The organism is Propioniciclava sp. MC1595 (assembly GCF_017569205.1).
In the GTDB taxonomy this organism is placed as follows: domain Bacteria; phylum Actinomycetota; class Actinomycetes; order Propionibacteriales; family Propionibacteriaceae; genus Propioniciclava.
In genome coordinates this window covers 1,212,343-1,231,549 of record NZ_CP071870.1, presented here as the reverse complement: position 1 = coordinate 1,231,549, position 19,207 = coordinate 1,212,343, and the positions used below count along the sequence as shown (strand labels likewise).

At 70.4% G+C, this 19,207-nt stretch carries 17 protein-coding genes and 1 pseudogene; 8 read left to right on the top strand and 10 right to left on the bottom strand.

Annotated features, from left to right (window positions below; genetic code table 11):
- Nucleotides 1–36: 36 nt before the first annotated feature.
- Both J4N02_RS05800 and J4N02_RS05795 read left to right on the top strand, forming a co-directional pair.
- Nucleotides 37–450 (top strand): Rieske (2Fe-2S) protein, encoded by a 414-nt coding sequence (locus J4N02_RS05800; protein ID WP_188333291.1) that lies wholly within the window; start codon nucleotides 37–39, stop codon nucleotides 448–450.
- A 23-nt stretch (nucleotides 451–473) separates the two neighbouring features.
- Nucleotides 474–1,352, top strand: a pseudogene (locus J4N02_RS05795) (IS5 family transposase).
- Here the strand turns inward: J4N02_RS05795 and uvrA are convergent.
- On the bottom strand, nucleotides 1,349–4,195 hold the full coding sequence (uvrA, locus tag J4N02_RS05790; RefSeq protein WP_188334613.1) for an excinuclease ABC subunit UvrA: 2,847 nt from the start codon (nucleotides 4,193–4,195) through the stop codon (nucleotides 1,349–1,351). The pseudogene J4N02_RS05795 and the gene uvrA overlap by 4 nt on opposite strands.
- Before the next feature lie 73 nt (nucleotides 4,196–4,268).
- Here uvrA and J4N02_RS05785 point away from each other — a divergent pair, with 73 nt between their 5' ends.
- The 3 genes from J4N02_RS05785 to J4N02_RS05775 all read left to right on the top strand — a co-directional run bounded on the left by J4N02_RS05785 (nucleotide 4,269) and on the right by J4N02_RS05775 (nucleotide 6,425).
- Nucleotides 4,269–4,982, top strand: a complete 714-nt coding sequence (locus tag J4N02_RS05785) for a maleylpyruvate isomerase family mycothiol-dependent enzyme (RefSeq protein ID WP_188334612.1) — start codon at nucleotides 4,269–4,271, stop codon at nucleotides 4,980–4,982.
- Between the two features lie 100 nt (nucleotides 4,983–5,082).
- Nucleotides 5,083–5,682, top strand: coding sequence for an MBL fold metallo-hydrolase (locus J4N02_RS05780; RefSeq protein ID WP_188334611.1), 600 nt, complete (start codon nucleotides 5,083–5,085; stop codon nucleotides 5,680–5,682).
- Nucleotides 5,679–6,425: an aminoglycoside adenylyltransferase domain-containing protein gene (locus J4N02_RS05775; RefSeq protein ID WP_182818344.1), complete on the top strand. Its 747-nt coding sequence runs from the start codon at nucleotides 5,679–5,681 to the stop codon at nucleotides 6,423–6,425. The genes J4N02_RS05780 and J4N02_RS05775 overlap by 4 nt, the downstream gene beginning before the upstream one ends.
- Here J4N02_RS05775 and J4N02_RS05770 read toward each other — a convergent pair.
- From J4N02_RS05770 to J4N02_RS05750, 5 genes are all read right to left on the bottom strand, one after another.
- Nucleotides 6,409–7,863, bottom strand: a complete 1,455-nt coding sequence (locus J4N02_RS05770; protein ID WP_188334610.1) for a sodium:alanine symporter family protein — start codon at nucleotides 7,861–7,863, stop codon at nucleotides 6,409–6,411. The genes J4N02_RS05775 and J4N02_RS05770 overlap by 17 nt on opposite strands.
- A 71-nt stretch (nucleotides 7,864–7,934) precedes the next feature.
- The gene (uvrB, locus tag J4N02_RS05765; RefSeq protein WP_188334609.1) at nucleotides 7,935–10,010 is read right to left on the bottom strand and encodes an excinuclease ABC subunit UvrB; all 2,076 of its coding nucleotides are present in this window, start codon (nucleotides 10,008–10,010) and stop codon (nucleotides 7,935–7,937) included.
- A gap of 98 nt (nucleotides 10,011–10,108) precedes the next feature.
- Nucleotides 10,109–10,897 carry an ABC transporter permease gene (locus tag J4N02_RS05760; protein WP_188334608.1) on the bottom strand — a complete coding sequence of 263 codons (789 nt, stop codon included), beginning with the start codon at nucleotides 10,895–10,897 and terminating at the stop codon, nucleotides 10,109–10,111.
- Nucleotides 10,894–11,724 carry a molybdate ABC transporter substrate-binding protein gene (gene modA / locus J4N02_RS05755; protein ID WP_188334607.1) on the bottom strand — a complete coding sequence of 277 codons (831 nt, stop codon included), beginning with the start codon at nucleotides 11,722–11,724 and terminating at the stop codon, nucleotides 10,894–10,896. The genes J4N02_RS05760 and modA overlap by 4 nt, the downstream gene beginning before the upstream one ends.
- A gap of 82 nt (nucleotides 11,725–11,806) precedes the next feature.
- Nucleotides 11,807–12,373 (bottom strand): sigma-70 family RNA polymerase sigma factor, encoded by a 567-nt coding sequence (locus tag J4N02_RS05750; protein ID WP_188334615.1) that lies wholly within the window; start codon nucleotides 12,371–12,373, stop codon nucleotides 11,807–11,809.
- A gap of 35 nt (nucleotides 12,374–12,408) precedes the next feature.
- On the opposite strand from J4N02_RS05750, the gene J4N02_RS05745 reads away from it, so the two are divergent.
- Together J4N02_RS05745 and J4N02_RS05740 are read left to right on the top strand one after the other, a co-directional pair.
- Nucleotides 12,409–12,720 (top strand): zf-HC2 domain-containing protein, encoded by a 312-nt coding sequence (locus J4N02_RS05745; RefSeq protein WP_188334606.1) that lies wholly within the window; start codon nucleotides 12,409–12,411, stop codon nucleotides 12,718–12,720.
- 6 nt (nucleotides 12,721–12,726) lie between these two features.
- Nucleotides 12,727–13,050, top strand: coding sequence for an OmpA family protein (locus J4N02_RS05740; protein WP_188334614.1), 324 nt, complete (start codon nucleotides 12,727–12,729; stop codon nucleotides 13,048–13,050).
- Nucleotides 13,051–13,054: 4 nt separating this feature from the next.
- On the opposite strand, the gene coaE is transcribed toward J4N02_RS05740, so the two are convergent.
- Complete coding sequence (gene coaE, locus J4N02_RS05735; protein ID WP_208091142.1) at nucleotides 13,055–13,648, bottom strand: dephospho-CoA kinase; 594 nt, start codon at nucleotides 13,646–13,648, stop codon at nucleotides 13,055–13,057.
- A 78-nt stretch (nucleotides 13,649–13,726) separates the two neighbouring features.
- Here coaE and J4N02_RS05730 point away from each other — a divergent pair, with 78 nt between their 5' ends.
- On the top strand, nucleotides 13,727–14,905 hold the full coding sequence (locus J4N02_RS05730) for an SGNH/GDSL hydrolase family protein (protein ID WP_188334605.1): 1,179 nt from the start codon (nucleotides 13,727–13,729) through the stop codon (nucleotides 14,903–14,905).
- Between the two features lie 67 nt (nucleotides 14,906–14,972).
- On the opposite strand, the gene rpsA is transcribed toward J4N02_RS05730, so the two are convergent.
- The 3 genes from rpsA to nadE all read right to left on the bottom strand — a co-directional run bounded on the left by rpsA (nucleotide 14,973) and on the right by nadE (nucleotide 19,157).
- Nucleotides 14,973–16,433: a 30S ribosomal protein S1 gene (gene rpsA, locus J4N02_RS05725; protein ID WP_188334604.1), complete on the bottom strand. Its 1,461-nt coding sequence runs from the start codon at nucleotides 16,431–16,433 to the stop codon at nucleotides 14,973–14,975.
- A 206-nt stretch (nucleotides 16,434–16,639) separates the two neighbouring features.
- Complete coding sequence (locus tag J4N02_RS05720; protein WP_188334603.1) at nucleotides 16,640–18,001, bottom strand: dicarboxylate/amino acid:cation symporter; 1,362 nt, start codon at nucleotides 17,999–18,001, stop codon at nucleotides 16,640–16,642.
- A gap of 331 nt (nucleotides 18,002–18,332) precedes the next feature.
- Entirely contained in the window at nucleotides 18,333–19,157 is an 825-nt protein-coding gene (gene nadE, locus J4N02_RS16800) for an ammonia-dependent NAD(+) synthetase (protein WP_188334602.1), read from the bottom strand.
- Nucleotides 19,158–19,207 lie beyond the last annotated feature (50 nt).

Here is a 19,207-nt window from a genome sequence, read left to right as displayed (position 1 = left end):
GCGGCGGCGCCGACACAGGCTCGGTAGGGTTCGGGCATGACACCCGACCGTCGTACGTTGCTGTCCCAGGCCGGTCTGGCTGCGCTCGCGGTGGGCACCGGCGCCCTCGCCGGCTGCTCCGCCCCCACGCGCACCTCCCCCGGCGCCCCGCCGGCCGGCAACACCCTCTCGATCCCGGCCAGCCGCATCCCCGTCGGGGGCGGCGTGATCCTCGACGAGGCCAACTTCGTCGTGACCCAGCCGACCGAGGGCGAGTTCAAGGCCTTCAACAAGATGTGCACCCACCAGGGCTGCCCCGTCAGCGACATCCAGGGCACCGACATCCACTGCAAGTGCCACGGTGCGAAGTTCTCGATCGCCGACGGCTCGGTCACCAACGGCCCGGCCACCAAGCCGCTGAAGGCCGCCAAGGCCGAGCTCGACGGCGACCAGGTGAAGGTCTCCGCCTAGGGCGTGTCGCGTAACTGATTTGGGTGGTGGGGGTCAGGGTTGTCTTTGTGACCAGGAGTCCTCAGTTCAGTGACGAGATGTGGGCGCGGATTGAGCCGTTGATGCCGCGTGGGGGCGCGAAGGGCGGCCGTCCGTGGAATGACCACCGGCGGACGGTGGAGGGCATCTGTTGGCGGTTGCGGACGGGGTCGCCGTGGCGGGACGTGCCGGCCGAGTTCGGATCGTGGTCGAGCTTGTGGCGCCGCTTCAACGCGTGGGCCCAGGACGGTACCTGGGACAAGATCCTCACCGCCATCGCCGGTTCACCGGAGGCAGAAGGTCTGGTCGCGGTGGTGGACGGCACGATCGTGCGGGCCCACAAGCACGCTGCCGGCGCCCGAAAAGGGGGATCCACCGAACTACAAGAATCCTCGGGCCGAACCAGCTGATCACGCCTTGGGGCACTCCGTGGCGGGTGGACGACGAAGTCCCACGCCCTGGTCGACGCCTCCGGTCACCTGTGCTCGCTGGTGGTCACCCCGGGTCAGGCCGGTGAGAACCCCCGCCTGTTGGATGTGATCGATCTTGCCCCTCACCGGGTTGTCCGGGTGGTCGCGGACAAGGCCTACTCCCATCCCTCGACCCGAACCGAGCTCCGGCGGCGAAGGATCAAGGTGACCATCCCCGAACGCTCCGACCAGATCGCCCGTCGCAAGGCCAAGGGCAGCCGCGGCGGTCGCCCACCTGCCTTCGATCCCACCATCTACAAGGGCAGGAACGTGGTGGAACGCTTCTTCAACCGGATCAAGGAGTTCCGCGCCATCGCCACCCGCTACGACAAACTCGCTCGCAACTACCGCGCCGGCCTCGTCCTGGCCAGCACCATCATCTGCCTACGAGACCAGTTACGCGACACGCCCTAGCCCAGCAGCGGCTTGAGGAACTCGCCGGTGTGGCTGTCGGGGTTGGCCGCGATGTCCTCGGGCGTGCCGACCCCCACGACGAGGCCGCCGCCCGCGCCGCCCTCGGGACCCATGTCGATGACCCAGTCGGCCGTCTTGATGACGTCGAGGTTGTGCTCGATCACGATCACCGAGTTGCCCTGGTCGACCAGGCGGTTCAGCACGCCGAGCAGCTTGGCGATGTCCTCGAAGTGCAGGCCGGTGGTCGGCTCGTCGAGGATGTAGACCGTCCGCCCCGTCGAGCGCCGCTGCAGCTCGGTCGCGAGCTTCACGCGCTGGGCCTCGCCGCCGGACAGCGTCGTGGCCGGCTGGCCCAGGCGCACGTAGCCGAGCCCGACGTCGACCAGCGTGTCCATGTACCGCCGGATCGCGTTGATCGGCTCGAAGAAGACCGCGGCCTCCTCGATCGGCATGTTGAGCACCTCGGCGATCGACTTGCCCTTGTAGTGCACCTCGAGCGTCTCGCGGTTGTAGCGGGCCCCGTGGCACACCTCGCAGGGCACGTAGACGTCGGGCAGGAAGTTCATCTCGATCTTGATCGTGCCGTCGCCGGCGCAGTTCTCGCAGCGGCCGCCCTTGACGTTGAACGAGAACCGGCCCGGCTGGTAACCGCGGGCCTTGGCCTCGGGGGTCTCGGCGAACAGCTTGCGGATGCGGTCGAACACCCCGGTGTAGGTCGCGGGGTTGGACCGCGGCGTCCGCCCGATCGGGCTCTGGTCGACGTGGATGGCCTTGTCGATGTTCTCGAGCCCGGTGATCTTGCGGTGCCGACCGGGCACGTCCTTGGCCGAGTACAGGTGCCGGGCCAGCGCCTTGGACAGGATGTGGTTGACCAGCGAGCTCTTGCCCGACCCGGACACCCCGGTGACGGCCACCATGCAGCCGAGGGGGAACTCCACCGACACGTCGCGCAGGTTGTTCTCGGCCGCGCCCTCCACGCCGAGCGCCTTGCCGTTGCCCGTGCGCCGGATGGCGGGCACCGGGATGCTGCGGCGTCCGGACAGGTACGCACCGGTCAACGACTGCTTGTTGGCCAGCAGCTCCTTCACCGAGCCCGACACGATGATGTTGCCGCCGTGCTCACCCGCGCCGGGGCCGATGTCGACGACGTGGTCGGCGGTGCGGATCGTGTCTTCGTCGTGCTCGACGACGATCAGGGTGTTGCCCAGGTTGCGCAGCCGGATGAGCGTGTCGATCAGCCGCCGGTTGTCGCGCTGGTGCAGGCCGATGCTCGGCTCGTCGAGCACGTACAGGACGCCGACCAGGCCCGAGCCGATCTGCGTGGCCAGCCGGATGCGCTGCGCCTCGCCACCGGACAGGCTGCCGGCCGACCGGGACAGCGTGAGGTACTCGAGGCCGACGTCGAGCAGGAACCGCAGGCGCTCGTTGACCTCCTTGACCACGCGCTCGGCGATCGCCGCCTCGCGCTCGGTGAGGGTCAGCCCGCGCATGAAGGTGAGGCAGTCGGCGATCGACAGGTTGGCGACCTGCGCGATGTTGAGCCCGCCGATCGTGACGGCCAGCGAGGTCGGCTTCAGCCGCGCCCCCTGGCACGCGTCGCAGGGGCGCTCGCGCATGAAGCCGGCGAACCGGTCGCGCGCGTTGTCGCTCTCGGCCTCGGTGAACCGGCGCCGCACGTACGGCAGCGCGCCCTCGAAGCTCGCGTTGTAGCTCGTGCGCCGCCCGTGGCGGTTGACGTTGGTGACCCGCAGCGTGCCCTTGACGCCGTTGAAGATCATGTTCTGGACCTTGGCCGGCAGGTCCTCGAACGGGGTGTCGACCGAGAAGTTGTGCATCTCTGCGAGCGTGCGGAAGATCGTCTGGAAGTAGCCCGAGACGTACACCGAGTTCCACGCCACGACCGCGTTGTCGGACAGGCTCTTGCTGCGGTCGGGCACGACCAGGTCGGGGTCGACCTCCATGCGCGTGCCGAGGCCCGAGCACGTCGGGCAGGCACCCCACGGCGCGTTGAACGAGAACTGGCGGGGCTCCAGCTCCTCCAGCGAGATGTCGTGGTTGTTCGGGCAGGCCAGCTTCTCGGAGTACCGGCGGTGCCGCTTGGGGTCGCCATCGGGCACGTCGACGAACTCGATCTCGACGACGCCCTGGGCGAGGTTGAGCGCGGTCTCGACCGAGTCGGTCAGGCGCTGCTTGATGGACGCCTTGGCCGCCAGCCGGTCGACCACCACCTCGATGTTGTGGCGGATCTGCTTGTCGAGCGTGGGCGGGTTGGTGAGCTGGTGGACCTCACCGTTGACGCGCACGCGGGTGAAGCCCTGCGTGATGTAGGAGCGCATCAGCTCGATGTGCTCACCCTTGCGGCCGCGCACGACCGGGGCGAGCACCATGAACCGGGTGCCCTCGGGCAGCTCGAGCAGCCGATCGACGATCTGCTGCGGCGTCTGCCGGGTGATGGGCTCGCCGCACTCGGGGCAGTGCGGGTGGCCGATGCGCGCGTACAGCAGGCGCAGGTAGTCGTAGACCTCGGTGATCGTGCCCACCGTCGAGCGCGGGTTGCGGCTGGTCGACTTCTGGTCGATCGACACGGCGGGGCTGAGGCCCTCGATGAAGTCGACGTCGGGCTTGTCCATCTGCCCCAGGAACTGGCGGGCGTACGCGGACAGCGACTCGACGTAGCGGCGCTGGCCCTCGGCGAAGATCGTGTCGAACGCCAGCGACGACTTGCCCGAGCCGGACAGCCCGGTGAAGACGATGAGGGAATCGCGCGGAAGCTCGAGGCTCACGTTCCGCAGGTTGTGCTCGCGCGCACCAGCGACGATCAGGCGTTCAGTCACCCGCACCATGTTAGGCGCGGCCCCTGACAGTTTCCGTACCGCCCTCCACGGCGGTGAGCCAGATAAGGCTAGGGTGACGTTCATGCTCGCGATCCTGAACCAGGGGCAGGTGGAGCCTGCCCTCCGTCGCATCGCGACCGCGACCCAGGCGCTGCTGCGCCACACCCTCGACCTCGAGGAGGACGACTGGCGCGCCCCGTCCCTCCTCCCGGGCTGGTCGCGCGCCCACGTCGCGTCGCACATCAGCCGCAACGCGGACGCCCTACGTCGCGTCATCGCGGCCGCCCGCGACGGCGAACCGGCGCCTCTCTACCCCTCGTCGGCGGCGAAGTTCAACGACATCGAGCGCGGCTCGGAACGCAGCGGCCTGGAGCTCCACGTCGACCTCGACACCTCGGCGGGCGAGCTCGCCAACCTGTGCGAGCGCGTCGAGGACTGGATGGTGCCGGTACGCCTGCTCGGCGGGGAGTTCCCGCTGTCGGTCGTCGCCCTGATCCGCCTCCACGAGCTGACGCTGCACCACCTCGACCTCGACACCGGCTACACGTGGGAGGAGGTCGACCTCGTCCCCGCCCGCTGGATGCTGGAGTGGATGCTCCTGCTCCTGCGTGACGACGCGTCCCTGCCCGCGATCGACATCGTGTCCGACGCGGGGGTCACGGCGTCGTTGGGCACCGTGGGTGAGCGCCGCACGGTCACCGGCCCCGACGCCGCCCTCTGGGCCTGGCTGACCGGCCGCACCGCGGGCGAGGGCGTCACCGACGCCGAGGGCATCACCTTCCCCCTCGCCGGCTGATCGCCGAGAGCCCGTGTTCCCAGCGCCGAGAGCCCGTGTTCCCAGCGCCGAGAGCCCGACAACCCTTGCCACCGTGCCACTCCTCGCGTAGGAACAACCCATGGACATCGCCAGCGCCGTCGTCGGAACCATGGGGAACAACGCCTACCTGCTCACCGATGCGGGCGAGGGACTGCTGATCGATGCAGCCGACGACCCTGTCGCGCTGCTGGCCCTGATCGGCGACACCCCGCTCACCGCGATCGTCACGACCCACCGCCACCAGGACCACCTCCGCGCCCTGGCCGCCGTCGCCGCCCACACCGGTGCCCGCCTCATCGCCGGTGAACCGGACGCCGACGCCATCGAGTCCGCCACCGGGGTCACCCTCGGCCAGCGCGTGTGGGACGGCGACACTCTCCGCGTGGGCAACACCGAGCTGGCCGTCGTCGGCCTCGTCGGCCACACCCCCGGCTCGATTGGCCTCATCCACACCCCCGATGAAGGCCCCGCCCACGTCTTCAGCGGCGATTCGCTCTTCCCCGGCGGGGTCGGGAAGACGCACACCCCCGATGAATTCACCTCCCTGTACGAGGGCGTCACCACCAAACTCTTCGACCAACTCCCCGACGACACGGTCATCCACCCCGGCCACGGCGACCCGACGACGCTCGGCCACGAGCGCCCGCAGCTGGACGCGTGGCGGGAGCGTGGCTGGTGACACCCATCCCCCACCAGCTCGCGCCCTACCTCGCCGACCTCACCGCGATGGTCCGGGACGCCGTCGGCCCCGACCTCGTCGGCATCTGGCTCATCGGCAGCGCCGCACAGGAGGCGTACGAGCACGGGGTCAGCGACGTCGACGTGTTCGCCGTCACGCGCTCCCGACACCCCGAGCACGACCGGGTCACCCTCGGCGAGCGCATCGTCCACCCCGCACTCCCCTGCCCGACGGTGGGGCTGGAGTTCGTCTGGTACGCCCTCCCCGACCTCGATCCCCTCGGCGACCCCGTCCAGTTCCAGCTCAACGTCAACGGCGGCCTCGCCCGCCCGTCGGTCATCCAGCTCGCCCCCGAGGGCCCGAACTACTGGGCCGTCCTCGACCTCGCAGCGGCGCTGCGGGTCGGCGTCCCGCTCGGCGACTCCCCACCACCCGAGGACGCCCTCCCAGCACTCCCCGACCACCGGGTCGCCCAGGCGATCCGGGAGTCGCTCGCCTGGCACGACGGCCCCGACGCGGGCTCCCCCAACCGGGTGCTCAACCTGGCCCGGTTGCTCGTCCTCGTCGAGGACGGCACGTGGCTCAGCAAGCAGGCCGGGGCCGCGGCCCTCATCGCCCGCCACCCCGAGTTCGCGGACGCCGTCAGCGAGGCCCTGCTCGCACGCGCCGAAGGGCGCTGGATGGACCCGCACCTCGCGGACCCACTCAGCTCCCTCCTGCAGGCAGCTACGGCTGGACGCTGACCCCGACGTTGCGGCGCCCGGCGTCGGACGTCCACACCTCGCCCGGGATCCCGGACACGTGGGGGTTCTCGTTCAAGTCGAACACACGCTCCATGACCGGGGTGTCCTTCTGGGCCTGGAAGTCGCGCAGCGCGCCGACCGCCTTCTTGCCCAGCAGGAACAGCGCGATCAGGTTGATCACGGCCATGACCGACATGAACACGTCGGCGATCGCGAACAGCAGGTCGAGGCCCTGGAGCGCGCCCCACGCGGTGGAGCCCACGACCAGCAGCCGGACCAGCAGGTTGCCGATACGGCCGCCGCCCAGGAAGTCCTGGTTCACCTCGGCGTAGGAGTAGTTGCCCAGGATCGTGGAGTAGGCGAACACGAAGATTAGGATCGCCATGACGGGGGCCGTCCACGCGCCCAACTCACCGGCCAGCGACTGCTGGGTGATGGTGGCCGCGGCGTCCGCGCTGGTCACGCCGGGGGTGTAGACCTCGGGCGAGGACAGCAGGATCACGATCGCGGTCGCCGTGCAGACGATCATGGTGTCGACGAACACGCCCGCCGACTGGATGAGCCCCTGGTGCACCGGGTGCGAGGTCGTCGCGGTCGCGGCCGCGTTGGGCGCCGAGCCCATGCCCGCCTCGTTGGAGTACATGCCGCGCTTCACGCCGTTCAGCATCGACGCCAGGATGCCACCCGCTGTCCCGGACAGCGCCGGGTTCAACCCGAACGCGCCCGCGAAGATGGACCCGATGATGCCGGGCACCGCGGGCAGGTTCGTCACGATCACGACCAGGGCGAGCAGCACGTAGACCAGAGCCATGCCGGGCGCGAGGATCTCCGACACCCGGGCCACCGACTTGATTCCGCCGAAGACGATGAGCGCGGTCAGCACACCCAGGCCGATGGCCGTCCAGATCGGGTCGATGCCCCACGTGGACTGGAACACACTGGCGATGGTGCCGGCCTGGATCATCTCGAACGCGAAGCCGAAGGTGAAGATCAGCGCGCAGGCGAACACGATGCCGAAGGCCCGCGAGCCGAGCCCGCGTTGGATGTAGTACGCCGGGCCGCCGCGGAAGGTGCCGTCCTCGTGCGGGATCTTGTACAGCTGCGCCAGCGTCGCCTCGACGAACGCGGTCGCCATGCCCAGCAGGGCCATCAGCCACATCCAGAAGATGGCGCCCGGTCCGCCCAGGGTCAACGCGACCGCGACACCGACGATGTTGCCGACGCCCACCCGCGAGGCCAGCGAGATCGCGAACGCCTGGAACGACGAGATCCCCCCGCTCACGTGGGCGCGGGAGTTGAAGATGACCTTCCACATCGTGCCGAACAGACGGAACTGGACGCCCCTCGTCATCACGGTGAAGGCGATACCGGCGGCGATCAGGAAGAAGATCAACACCCACGTGAGGTTGTCGTTGAGGAAGGCGATGACGGCGTCCATGCGTTCTCTCCGTTCGGTTCGGGTGGCAGCACACTAGGGCACACACCCCCGGACGCCGGCGCGCCGCCCCGCTACTTCGTCGCTTCGACCACCTGCCGGATCATCTTCTTCAGGTCGTGGATCTCGTCGCGCAACCGCGCCGCGGTCTCGAACTGCAGTTCGCGCGCGGCCTCGTGCATCTGGTCGCTCAGCTCGTGCACCAGCTTGGCCAGCTCCGAGGTGGGCAGCGAGCCCAGGTCACGGTCGCCCTTCTTCAACGCGGGCACCGGGGCGCCCTTGTCGCCGAATTTGCCGACGACGTCCCAGGTGTCGGCGTCCTCGCGGGCGAGCATGTCGGTGATGTCGGCGATCTTCTTGCGCAGCGGCTGCGGGTCGATGCCGTGCTCGGTGTTGTAGGCGACCTGCTTCTCGCGGCGGCGGTTGGTCTCGTCGATGGCGGCCTCCATCGACGGGGTCATCTTGTCGGCGTACATGTGCACCTGACCGCCCACGTTGCGCGCAGCGCGTCCGATCGTCTGGATGAGCGAGCGCTCCGAACGCAGGAAGCCTTCCTTGTCGGCGTCCAGGATCGCAACGAGCGACACCTCGGGCAGGTCGAGGCCCTCGCGCAGCAGGTTGATGCCGACCAGCACGTCGTACTCGCCCATGCGCAGCTCGCGCAGCAACTCGATGCGGCGCAGGGTGTCGACCTCGGAGTGCAGGTACCGCGTCCGGATCCCGTTCTCCATGAGGTAGTCGGTCAGGTCCTCGGCCATCTTTTTGGTGAGGGTGGTGACCAGCACGCGCTCGTTCTTCTCGACGCGCAGCTTGATCTCGCCCATGAGGTCGTCGATCTGCCCCTTGGTGGGCTTCACGATCACCTCGGGGTCGACCAGGCCGGTCGGGCGGATGACCTGCTCGACCACGCCGTCGGCCCGCGCCATCTCGTAGGGCCCCGGCGTCGCCGAGAGATACACGGTCTGCCCGATGCGCTCGGTGAACTCCTCGAACCGCAGCGGCCGGTTGTCCATCGCCGACGGCAGCCGGAACCCGAAATCGACCAGCGTGCGCTTGCGTGACATGTCGCCCTCGTACATGCCGCCGATCTGCGGTACCGACACGTGCGACTCGTCGATCACGAGCACGAAGTCCTCGGGGAAGTAGTCCAGCAGGCAGTTCGGCGGCGTGCCCGGCCCCCGCCCATCGATGTGGCGGCTGTAGTTCTCGATGCCCGAGCAGGTGCCGATCTGGCGCATCATCTCGATGTCGTAGCCGGTACGCATGCGCAGTCGCTGCGCCTCCAGCAGCTTGTTGGACGCCTCGAGGTCGGCCAGGCGCTCCCCCAGCTCGGCCTCGATGCCGGACAGCGCCCGCTCCATGCGTTCGGGGCCGGCGACGTAGTGGGACGCCGGGAAGACGTAGACCTCGGCGTCCTCGCTCAGCACCTCGCCGGTGAGGGGGTGCAGGGTGGACAGCGCCTCGATCTCGTCGCCGAAGAACTCCACGCGGACGGCGTTCTCCTCATACATCGGGAAGATCTCCATCGTGTCGCCCCGCACCCGGAACGTGCCGCGCGTCGCAGCCAGGTCGTTGCGCACGTACTGGTTCGTGACCAGACGGCGGGCCAGCGACTCCATGTCATGGCTCTCCCCCACCCGCAGCCGGATCATGCGGTCGACGTACTCCTGCGGCGTCCCCAGACCGTAGATCGCCGAGACCGTCGCCACCACGATGACGTCACGGCGAGTCAGCAGCGAGTTGGTCGCCGAGTGGCGCAGACGCTCGACCTCCTCGTTGAGCGAGGAGTCCTTCTCGATGTAGGTGTCCGTCTGCGGGACGTACGCCTCGGGCTGGTAGTAGTCGTAGTAGCTGACGAAGTACTCGACCGCGTTGTCGGGGAAGAACTGCCGCAGCTCGTTCGCGAACTGCGCGGCGAGCGTCTTGTTCGGCTGCATGACCAGCATCGGACGCTGCAGCCGCTCGGCCAGCCACGCCACCGTCGCGGTCTTGCCGGTACCGGTGGCACCCAGCAGCACGACGTCGTTCTCGCCCGCGCGAATACGGCGCTCGAGCTCGTCGATCGCGGCCGGCTGGTCGCCAGCCGGGGAGAAGTCAGCGTGCACCTCGAACGGTGCCACGCGGCGCTGGATGTCGGTCGTGGGACGCATGGTGTCCAGCGTAGGCGGCACCTCTGACACTTTCCCGGCCCGGAGGACGGGGACGAGCAGCCGCTGGCGTCGTCCCCTGCGGCAGGGGGCGTCGGGTCCTACAGTTCCACCCGGTCGCCGAGCAGCCACGCGAACAGCAGCACCGCGACGCTGGCGACGAGCAGCACGAACGACAGGCCGACGGCGAGCGCCATGTTGGACTCGAACCCGATGAAGATCGCCAGCGGCATCGTCTGGGTCACGCCCTCGCGGTTCCCCGCGAAGAAGATCGTCGCCCCGAACTCGCCCAGCGCCCTGGCCCACGCGAGCACCAGCCCGCTCAACAACGCCCGCTTGGCGACCGGCACCATGATGTGGCGGAACAACTGGCCCTCCGAGGCCCCGTCGACGTGCGCGGCCTCGGGCACGGCCGGGTCGATCGACGCGAACCCCACCCGGGCGGCCCGCACGTAGAACGGGCCCGCGACGAACACCTGAGACAGCACGACGGCGGCCGTGGTGAACGGCAGCGAGATGCCCAGGAACGCGAGCGGCTCGCCCAGCCAGCCCCGGCGTCCGAACACCTCGAGCAGGGCGATGCCGGCCACCATGGGCGGCAGCACGATCGGCAGGTCGACCAGCAGCTGCACCAGCGTCCGCCCCGGGAACCGCCAGCGGGCCAGCGCATAGGCCAGCGGCGTCCCGGTGGCGATGATCACCAGGGCGCTGAACGCCGACGTGCCCAGCGACAGCTTCACCGCCGCGTGCACCGCGGGGTCGGCCAGGTAGGTTGCGAGGTCGCTGCTCAGGGCGATCCAGACCAGGCCCGCGACCGGCACGGCGAGCAGCCCCACGAGGCTGCCGGCCGGGATCGCGAAGCCGAGGACGTCGCGCGCCCGAGTCCTCACGCGGCGGGCGGCAGGTAGCCGGCCTCCGTGAGGATCTCCCTGCCCTCACCCGCGGTCATGAACGCGATGAACGCCGCAGCGCCCGCCGGGTTCTTCCCGGCCGTGACCGGCGCGATCGACAGCGGCAGCTCGGCGTTGAACGTGTCCGGCACCTGGACGATCTCGGCGTCGGCCGGCACGTCGGTGACGAACACCACCCCGGCGTCGGCCTCGCCCTTGGTGACCTTGGTCACGATCGGCTGGACGCCCATCTCCCGGCTCACCGTGTTGGCCGTGACGGCCGCGGTGAAGCCCGGGTGGGCCGCCTCGACCTTGGTGAACCCGCGCTCGGTCACCTTCCAGATCGGCAGCGTCTCGGCGCCGAGGAGCACCTTCACACCTGGTTTGGCGAGGTCCTCGATGCCGGTGATACCGGCCGGGTTGCCGGGAGCGACCACGACGACCAGCTTGGTCCGCGCGAGCTGCTGCACCCGGTCGGCGACCACCAGGCCGGCCTCGGCGGCCGAGGTGATGTCGGCGGGGTTGGCGGCGATCCACACGTCCGGCGTGGCGCCCTTGGCCAACTGCTCGCGCTGGATCGGCGTGTGCCCCACCTCGACCACCGTGTGCGCCCCGCCCACGTCGAAGGCGGCCGCCAGCCCTTTCGCGTGCGCGGCCATCGCGCCGGGCACGAAGACCGTGACCTCGGACGCCGCGGGTGCGGCCGGGGTGGTTCCGGTGGCGTGGGCGGACGCCGCGGGCGCCGGTGCCGCGGGGGTGGGGCCGGCGCACGCCGCCAGCGGGACGAGGGCGAGCGCGGCGAGGACGCGACGACGGGACAGGGACACGGGACTCCTCCTTGTTCACCTCAGGAGTCGTCCCGGGGCGCCGGAAAGTTCCCGGCGATTCCAGCCGGATCAGGAGGCCGGGTCAGCCGGCCAGGCGCAAGGCGTCCAGTTCGGCGGCTGCGTCGGACCACCGGGCAAGCAGGTCCGCGCGGGCGCGGGCGACCCGCGAGCGGATCGTGCCGACCGCCACCCCGGCGATCGTGGCGGCCTCGGCGTAGGAGTAGCCGAACACCTGGGTGAGCACGAGGGCCTCGCGGCGGTCGGCGTCCAGCCAGGCGAGCATGGCGACGAGCTCGACGCGGTCGGTGTCGTCGCCCACGGCGCCCGAGCCGCAGTCGCCGGGGGCACGCGGAACGGAGGGGCGGGCGACCTCGTAGCGGACGCGGTCGGCCGCCGTGCGGCGGGCGATCGTCAGCAGCCACGAGCGGGCGGGCGCCTCGCCGCGGAAGCTGGGCAGGGCGTCCATGGCCCGCAGGTAGGTCTCCTGGGTGAGGTCGTCGGCGGCATCGGCGTCGGCGAGGTGGGCCAGGAAGCGCCACACGTCCGCCTGCGTCAGGCGGATGAACTCCCCCAGCGCCACGCGGTCGCCCCGGCCGGCCGCCAGCGCGAGGCCGGTGACCTCGGCGTCGAGGGCGGTGCGGGGTGACATGGGCACGCCCAGCACCCTAACGCTAGGCTCGACCCGTGCCCCAGCCCACCTGCCCGCAGCCCCGCCGTTGGCGGCTGGCCGCGTCGGCGCTGCTGGACGGCGAACCCCTGCCCGTCCCGCGCGAGAAGCTGGACGCCCACCTCGCGGCCTGCGTGGACTGCCGGGCCTGGCTGGCCCAGGCGCGCCGCCTGTCGCCGGAACTGCGCCGCGACAGCCTCCGCCCGCCGGACCTGACGGCGATGCTCATCAACGCCAGCGAGGCGCACATCTGCGGCTGCCACACCGGCGGCGATTGTGAGTGCCGCGACTGCCAGTGCCCGACCTGCACCTGCAAGCCGGTCGCCTGAGCCGAGATCCCCTCAGACCTGCACCTCGAACGTGTCAAGCCCGCCGCGGCGACCAAGCTCACCGAGGTCGCGGAGCTGCTGGCCTACTTCGACCGGGCGCAAGTCGCCGTCCAAGGCCACACCGACACCGACGGCAGCGCCGAGCACAACCAGGACCTGTCCCAGCGCCGTGCCCAGGCGGTCGCGGACGCGCTGTCCGGCCAGGGCGTCGCGTCGTCGCGCATGACCGTGGAGGGCTTCGGGTTCGACCGGCCGGTGGCGTCGAACGCCGACGACGCCGGCAAGGCCAAGAACCGCCGCGTGGAGATCGTGCTGCGCGAGAACGCCTGACGCGTCAGGCGGCGGTGAGGCGGCGCCACAGCGCGTCGACGGACGCCTCGAGCTCGGCCCGGGTGCCGGTGTTGTCGACCACGTGGTCGGCCACGGCGAGCCGGTCGTCGCGGGACGCCTGGGCGGCCAGGCGGGCCATCGCCTCGTCGCGCGTGAAGCCGTCCCGGCGGCGCAGGCGCTCGACCTGCACCTCCTCGGGGACGTCGACCACGATGACCTCGTCGAACCGGCCGGCCAACCCGACCTCGACCAGCAGCGGGATCACGTCGATGACGACGGCACCCTCGGGGGCCGCGACGCGCAGGGCGTCGGCCCGGGCCCGGATGCGGGGGTGGGTGATCGCCTCGAGGTCGGCGCGGGCGGCGGGGTCGGCGAAGACGATGGCCCCCAGGGCGGGCCGGTCAAGGGCGCCGTCGTCACGCAGGACGCCCTCGCCGAATCGCTCGACGATCGCGGCGAGCCCGGGGGTCCCGGGCTCGACGACCTCACGGGCGCTGACGTCGGAGTCGATGATCACCGCCCCGCGCTCGGCGAGCAGATCGGCCACGGAGGACTTGCCCGAGGCGATCCCCCCGGTCAACGCGATGCGCTTGGTCACGCGGCCATCCTGCCACGGCGGGTGGACCTTCCCCGGCGACAGGTATCTTGATGTCGAGACGTTCGGGAGGGGGTGCGCGTGTACCGGTTGATCTTCTGGCCCGTCCTCGCGCCCTCGTTCCTGCTCGGCGTGGCGAGCGGGGCCATGGTTCCGGTGCTCGTGCTGGGCGCGCTGGCCTTGGGCGCTTCCCCCGCGCTGGCGGCCGGGATCGTTGCGATGGCCGGGGCGACGGCGCTGGCCGTGACGGTTCCCGTCGGGGTGTTCATCGACCGCGTCGGCGACCGACGGGCCATGGCGATCGCCACGGCCGCGGCCGACGGCTCGATCCTGCTGGCCGTGGTGGCGCTGGCTGGCCGGCTCGGTGTGGACGGTCGTGGTCGCGCCGTGGACCCGCCTCCCCGGCCGCTCCCCGCGTCGGCCGGACTGACCCTCCGCGTGGGTACCGTGGGTCCCATGCCGTCGTCGCCCCTGGCACGCCCCCGCCGCGTCCTCGCGTCCGCCCTCGTCGCCCTCACCCTGACCGCGTGCAGCCTCGCCCCGGCCCCCTCCCCGTCGCCAATAACGTCCGCGCCCTCCCCGACGGCGGGGGCGACGACGGCCGCGTCCACGCCCGAACCCGCCCCGGCGTCCGCACCCACGGTCGTGGGGCTGGGCGACTCGATCATGGCGGGCACCAACTGCGCCTGCGCCGGGCCGCTGGCCGCGTACGCCGACGCCGTCGAGCGCGCGGGGGGCGCGCGTCCGGAAGTCACCAACCTGGGGGTCGCCGGCTGGACGAGCCAGGACCTGCGCAGCTTCGTGCTCACCGACCCCGACGCCCGGGCCGCGCTGGCCGGGGCCGACACCGTGGTGGTGGTCATCGGGGCCAACGACCTGTTCCGCATGGGTGGGCCCTCGGACACGGCCCGGGCCACGACGCTGCCGCGGAAGGTCCTCCTGCTGCACGCCGGGGTGGGCGCCGCCCTCCAGGCCATCCGCGAGGTTGCTGGCGACGGCCCGGACACCTACCTCGTCGCCGGCTACTGGGACATCCTCGCCCCGTCGGGCCGGTCGACGCCCGAGAGCGCCGCGACCACGGCCGCGGTCAACGAGGCCCTGCGCGCCGCCGCCGAGGACAGCGGGATGGACTACGTCGACCTGGCCTCGGCGTTCGCGGCCTCCGGCGACGTGGCCGCGCTGATCTCCGACGACGGCCTGCACCCCAACGCGGAGGGCATCCGGGTCATCGGCGAGGCACTGGCCGCCTCGCACCCCTGACCCCGAACGCGACGGTGCCCCGCTCCACGAGGGAGCGGGGCACCGTTTCGTCAGATGACGGGTGGCGTCAGTTGGCGCCACCGGTCAGCTTGTCGCGCAGGGCCTGCAGGGCCTCGTCGGAGGCCAGCGAACCCTCGGGGGCGCTGGTCGACACGGAACCGGCGGAGTAGGACGCGGCGGACGCGGCCTCCACGGCGGCCTGCGACTCGGCGGCCTCCGCCTCCTCGACCTGCTTCTTGTGGGCCAGCCAACGGGCCTGCGCCTCGGCGTACTGCTGCTCCCAGGCGCGCTGCTGCTCCTCGTAGCCGGGCTTCCACTCCTGGGTCTCCGGGTCGAAGCCCTCGGGGTAGATGTAGTTGCCCTGGTCGTCGTAGCTGGCGGTCATGCCGTACAGCGACGGGTCGAAGTCGTCAGCGGCGACGTCGACACCCTCGTTGGCCTGCTTGAGGCTCAGCGAGATGCGGCGACGCTCGAGGTCGATGTCGATGATCTTGACCATGACCTCGTCGTTGACGGCGACGACCTGCTCGGGGATCTCCACGTGGCGCTCGGCCAGCTCGGAGACGTGCACCAGGCCCTCGATGCCCTCGCCCACGCGGACGAACGCACCGAACGGAACCAGCTTCGTGACCTTGCCGGGCACGATGTGGCCGATCTGGTGGGTGCGGGCGAAGGTCTGCCACGGGTCTTCCTGGGTGGCCTTCAGCGACAGGGAGACGCGCTCGCGGTCCATGTCGACGTCGAGCACCTCGACCGTGACCTCCTGGCCCACCTCGACGACCTCGGACGGGTGGTCGATGTGCTTCCAGGACAACTCGGAGACGTGCACGAGGCCGTCCACACCGCCGAGGTCGACGAACGCACCGAAGTTGACGATGCTCGAGACGACACCCTTGCGGATCTGGCCCTTGGCCAGCTGGTTGAGGAAGGTGTGGCGCACCTCGGACTGGGTCTGCTCCAGCCAAGCGCGGCGGGACAGCACCACGTTGTTGCGGTTCTTGTCCAGCTCGATGATCTTCGCCTCGAGCTCCTGGCCCACGTAGGGCTGCAGGTCGCGGACGCGACGCATCTCCACCAGCGACGCGGGCAGGAAGCCGCGCAGGCCGATGTCGACGATGAGACCACCCTTGACGACCTCGATGACGCGGCCGGTGACGACCCCGTCCTCCTCCTTGACCTTCTCGATCGTGCCCCAGGCGCGCTCGTACTGGGCGCGCTTCTTGGACAGGATCAGGCGGCCTTCCTTGTCCTCCTTCTGCTGGACGAGGGCCTCGATCTCGTCGCCCACGGAGACGACGTCGAAGGGGTCCACATCGTGCTTGATGGAGAGTTCCTTGGAAGGGATGACACCTTCGGTCTTGTAGCCGATGTCGAGCAGGACCTCGTCCCGGTCGACCTTGACGACGGTGCCGGTGACGATGTCACCGTCGTTGAAGTACTTGATAGTGGCGTCGACGGCCTGGGCGAATTCCTCGGCGGTGGCGAAATCGTCGACTGCGACCTGAGCGGCCTCAGGAGTGGAGGTCATGTAGTAGGGCTCCGATGACTGTATGGATCTGGACGTGGTGGTGTGTTCCTGTGGCGCCGACCCCACTCGGTCCGGAGGAGGGCAGAACGCACCGGTTCGCCAGCTTACTTGCCGGGACCGTGCGCGCGCAAAAGGCCCGCGCCAGGTTGCCGGTACGTGGGACGCCCCGCACCCGGGTCGGGTACGGGGCGTCCGTGGAATTGTGCTCAGGCGTGGGCGCCGGCCAACTCGGGCTCGGCGTCCGCGATGACCTTGTGGCCGTTGTAGACGTCCTCGTCGAGGATGCCGTTGCGCTTGGCCACGATCGTCGGGATCAGCGACTGGCCGGCCACGTTGGTGGCGGTGCGGGCCATGTCGAGGATCGGGTCGATCGCCAGCAGCAGGCCGACGCCCTCCAGGGGCAGGCCGAGCGTCGACAGGGTCAGCGTCAGCATGACGATGGCGCCGGTGAGGCCGGCGGTGGCCGCCGAGCCGACCACGGCGACGAACGCGATCAGCACGTAGTGCTGCAGGCCGAGCTGGATGTCGAACAGCTGCGCGACGGTGATCGCGGCGAGGGCCGGGTAGATGGCGGCGCAGCCGTCCATCTTGGTGGTGGCGCCCAACGGCACCGCGAAGCTGGCGTAGCTGCGCGGGACGCCCAGCTTGTAGACCGTGTTGCTCTGGGTGACGGGCAGCGTGCCCAGCGAGCTGCGGGTGACGAAGGCGAGGGTGATGGACTCCCAGGCGCCGGCGAACCAGCGGCGCACCGACAGGCCGTGCGCCTTCAGCAGGAGCGGGTAGAGCCCGAACACCACCAGGGCGCAGCCGAGGTACACGTCGAGGGTGAAGATGCCCAGCGGCGCGATGAGGTCCCAGCCGTAGGTGGCGACGGCGCGGCCGATGAGGCCGGCGGTGCCGATCGGGGCGAGGAGGATGATCCACCACACGAGCTTCTGGAAGATCGCCAGCAGCGACTCCGCGACGTTGATGAACGGGGCGGCCTTCTCCCCCACCGCGAGCGCGGCGGCGCCGAGCACGATGCCGAGCACGACGAGCTGCAGCACGTTGAAGTTGAGGCTGGTCGCCACCGTGGCGGCCTCGGCGTTGAAGCGGCTGGACGCCTCGAGCCCGAACACGTTGGCCGGGACGAGGCCCTTGATGAAGTCGAGCCAGGTGCCCTGAGTCGCGACGGCCTTCGCGCCCTCGGTGCCGATGGACGCCGAGGCGCCCGGGTTGGTCAGCACGCCCAGGCCGATGCCGATCAGCACCGAGATGAACGCGGTGATCGCGAACCAGACGAGCGTCTGGACGGCCAGCTTGGCCGCGTTCGCGACGTGGCGCAGCTGGGTGATGGAGACGATGAGCGCGGTCAGGACGAGCGGGACGACGATGACGCGCAGCAGCTGCACGAAGATCGTGCCGACGGTCGAGAGCAGCTCCTTGAGCCAGGCGACGTCGAAGGTGCGCGCGACCCAGCCGAGCAGGACGCCGACGACGAGGCCGGCCAGGACCTGGGCCCAGAAGGGGAAGGCCGGCTTGCGCCGGGCGGTGGGGGCGGCGTCGGACGCCGCGGGTGCGGTGGACATGGTGGTGCCTTTCACGGGTGGTTCAGTGGGTGTCCGCCGAATGTGCTCCCTCGACCTGAGGACACGTGCACCACGTTCAAGGAGCACATGTCGAGAGCAGGACGAGCGAGCAGGCCGACGGGGCGCCAAGAGGCGCGGTGGGACGCTGGGGGCGAAGGCTCAGCCCCGACAACCACAGGTGCTGCGCAGGCAGAGGTCGACGTCGAGTCGACGCCAGAAGCCCGTCATGCTGCACCCCCTCAGAAGAAGTTGACCCGTGAACCATACGCCCACGCGGGGTGGGCGTCGAGAACCGTCCGGCAACCGAGGCAACCGGCGTGTGGGGCTCGCGTCAGGAGCGCCACCACGTGTCGTGGATGGTGACCGGGATCGTCCGCTTGTGGCGGGTGCGGCGCCACGTGGTCTCGATGCGCTCGGCGGCGGCGTCCGGCACGTCGCGGCCCTCGAGGTAGTCGTCGATGTGGTCGTAGCTGATGCCCAGCTCGTCCTCGTCGGGGCGTCCAGCGTTGCCGTCGAGCAGGTCGGCGGTGGGCACCTTGGCCCACAGGCGCTCGGGGGCGCCCAGGTGCTGCAGGAGCTGGCGGTTCTGGCGCTTGTTCAGGCCGAACAGGGGCAGGATGTCGGCGGCCCCGTCACCGAACTTGGTGAAGAAGCCCATCACGGACTCGGCCCCGTGGTCGGTGCCGATCACCAGCAGTCCGTTGTCGCCGGCGACCGCGTACTGGGCGACCATGCGCAGGCGGGCCTTCACGTTGCCCTTGTTGAAGTCGGTCATGTCCTCGCCGACGGCGGTGTCGTACTCGGACTCGAAGCCGTCCACGGCCGGGGCGATGTTGTACGTGATCGCCCGGTCGGGGGCGACGAACTCGATGGCGGCTGCCGCGTCGGCCTCGTCGTGCTGCACCTTGTAGGGCAGGCGCATCGCGATGAAGGTGGCCTCGCCCCCGCCTGAGCGCACCCGCTCGACGGCCATCTGTGCGAGCCGGCCGGCCAGCGTGGAGTCCAGCCCCCCGGAGATGCCGAGCACGAAGCCCTTGGTGCGCGTCTCGGCCAGGTAGTCGACCAGGAACTGGACCCGCGCCTCCACCTCGGCGGCGGGGTCGATCTCGGGCTTGACGCCGAACTCGTCGACGATGGTCTGCTGCAGCTCACGCATGGTGGCCATTGTGGCCCATCCGCCGAGGGCTTGGGTTTCGCGCGCCGAGG

Bases quoted from the DNA above. Each gene is read 5' to 3' on its own strand.
- J4N02_RS05800 (WP_188333291.1), top strand. From the start codon at position 37: ATGACACCCGACCGTCGTACGTTGCTGTCCCAGGCCGGTCTGGCTGCG.
- uvrA (WP_188334613.1), bottom strand. From the start codon at position 4,195: ATGGTGCGGGTGACTGAACGCCTGATCGTCGCTGGTGCGCGCGAGCAC.
- J4N02_RS05785 (WP_188334612.1), top strand. From the start codon at position 4,269: ATGCTCGCGATCCTGAACCAGGGGCAGGTGGAGCCTGCCCTCCGTCGC.
- J4N02_RS05780 (WP_188334611.1), top strand. From the start codon at position 5,083: ATGGACATCGCCAGCGCCGTCGTCGGAACCATGGGGAACAACGCCTAC.
- J4N02_RS05770 (WP_188334610.1), bottom strand. From the start codon at position 7,863: ATGGACGCCGTCATCGCCTTCCTCAACGACAACCTCACGTGGGTGTTG.
- uvrB (WP_188334609.1), bottom strand. From the start codon at position 10,010: ATGCGTCCCACGACCGACATCCAGCGCCGCGTGGCACCGTTCGAGGTG.
- J4N02_RS05750 (WP_188334615.1), bottom strand. From the start codon at position 12,373: ATGTCACCCCGCACCGCCCTCGACGCCGAGGTCACCGGCCTCGCGCTG.
- rpsA (WP_188334604.1), bottom strand. From the start codon at position 16,433: ATGACCTCCACTCCTGAGGCCGCTCAGGTCGCAGTCGACGATTTCGCC.
- J4N02_RS05720 (WP_188334603.1), bottom strand. From the start codon at position 18,001: ATGTCCACCGCACCCGCGGCGTCCGACGCCGCCCCCACCGCCCGGCGC.
- nadE (WP_188334602.1), bottom strand. From the start codon at position 19,157: ATGCGTGAGCTGCAGCAGACCATCGTCGACGAGTTCGGCGTCAAGCCC.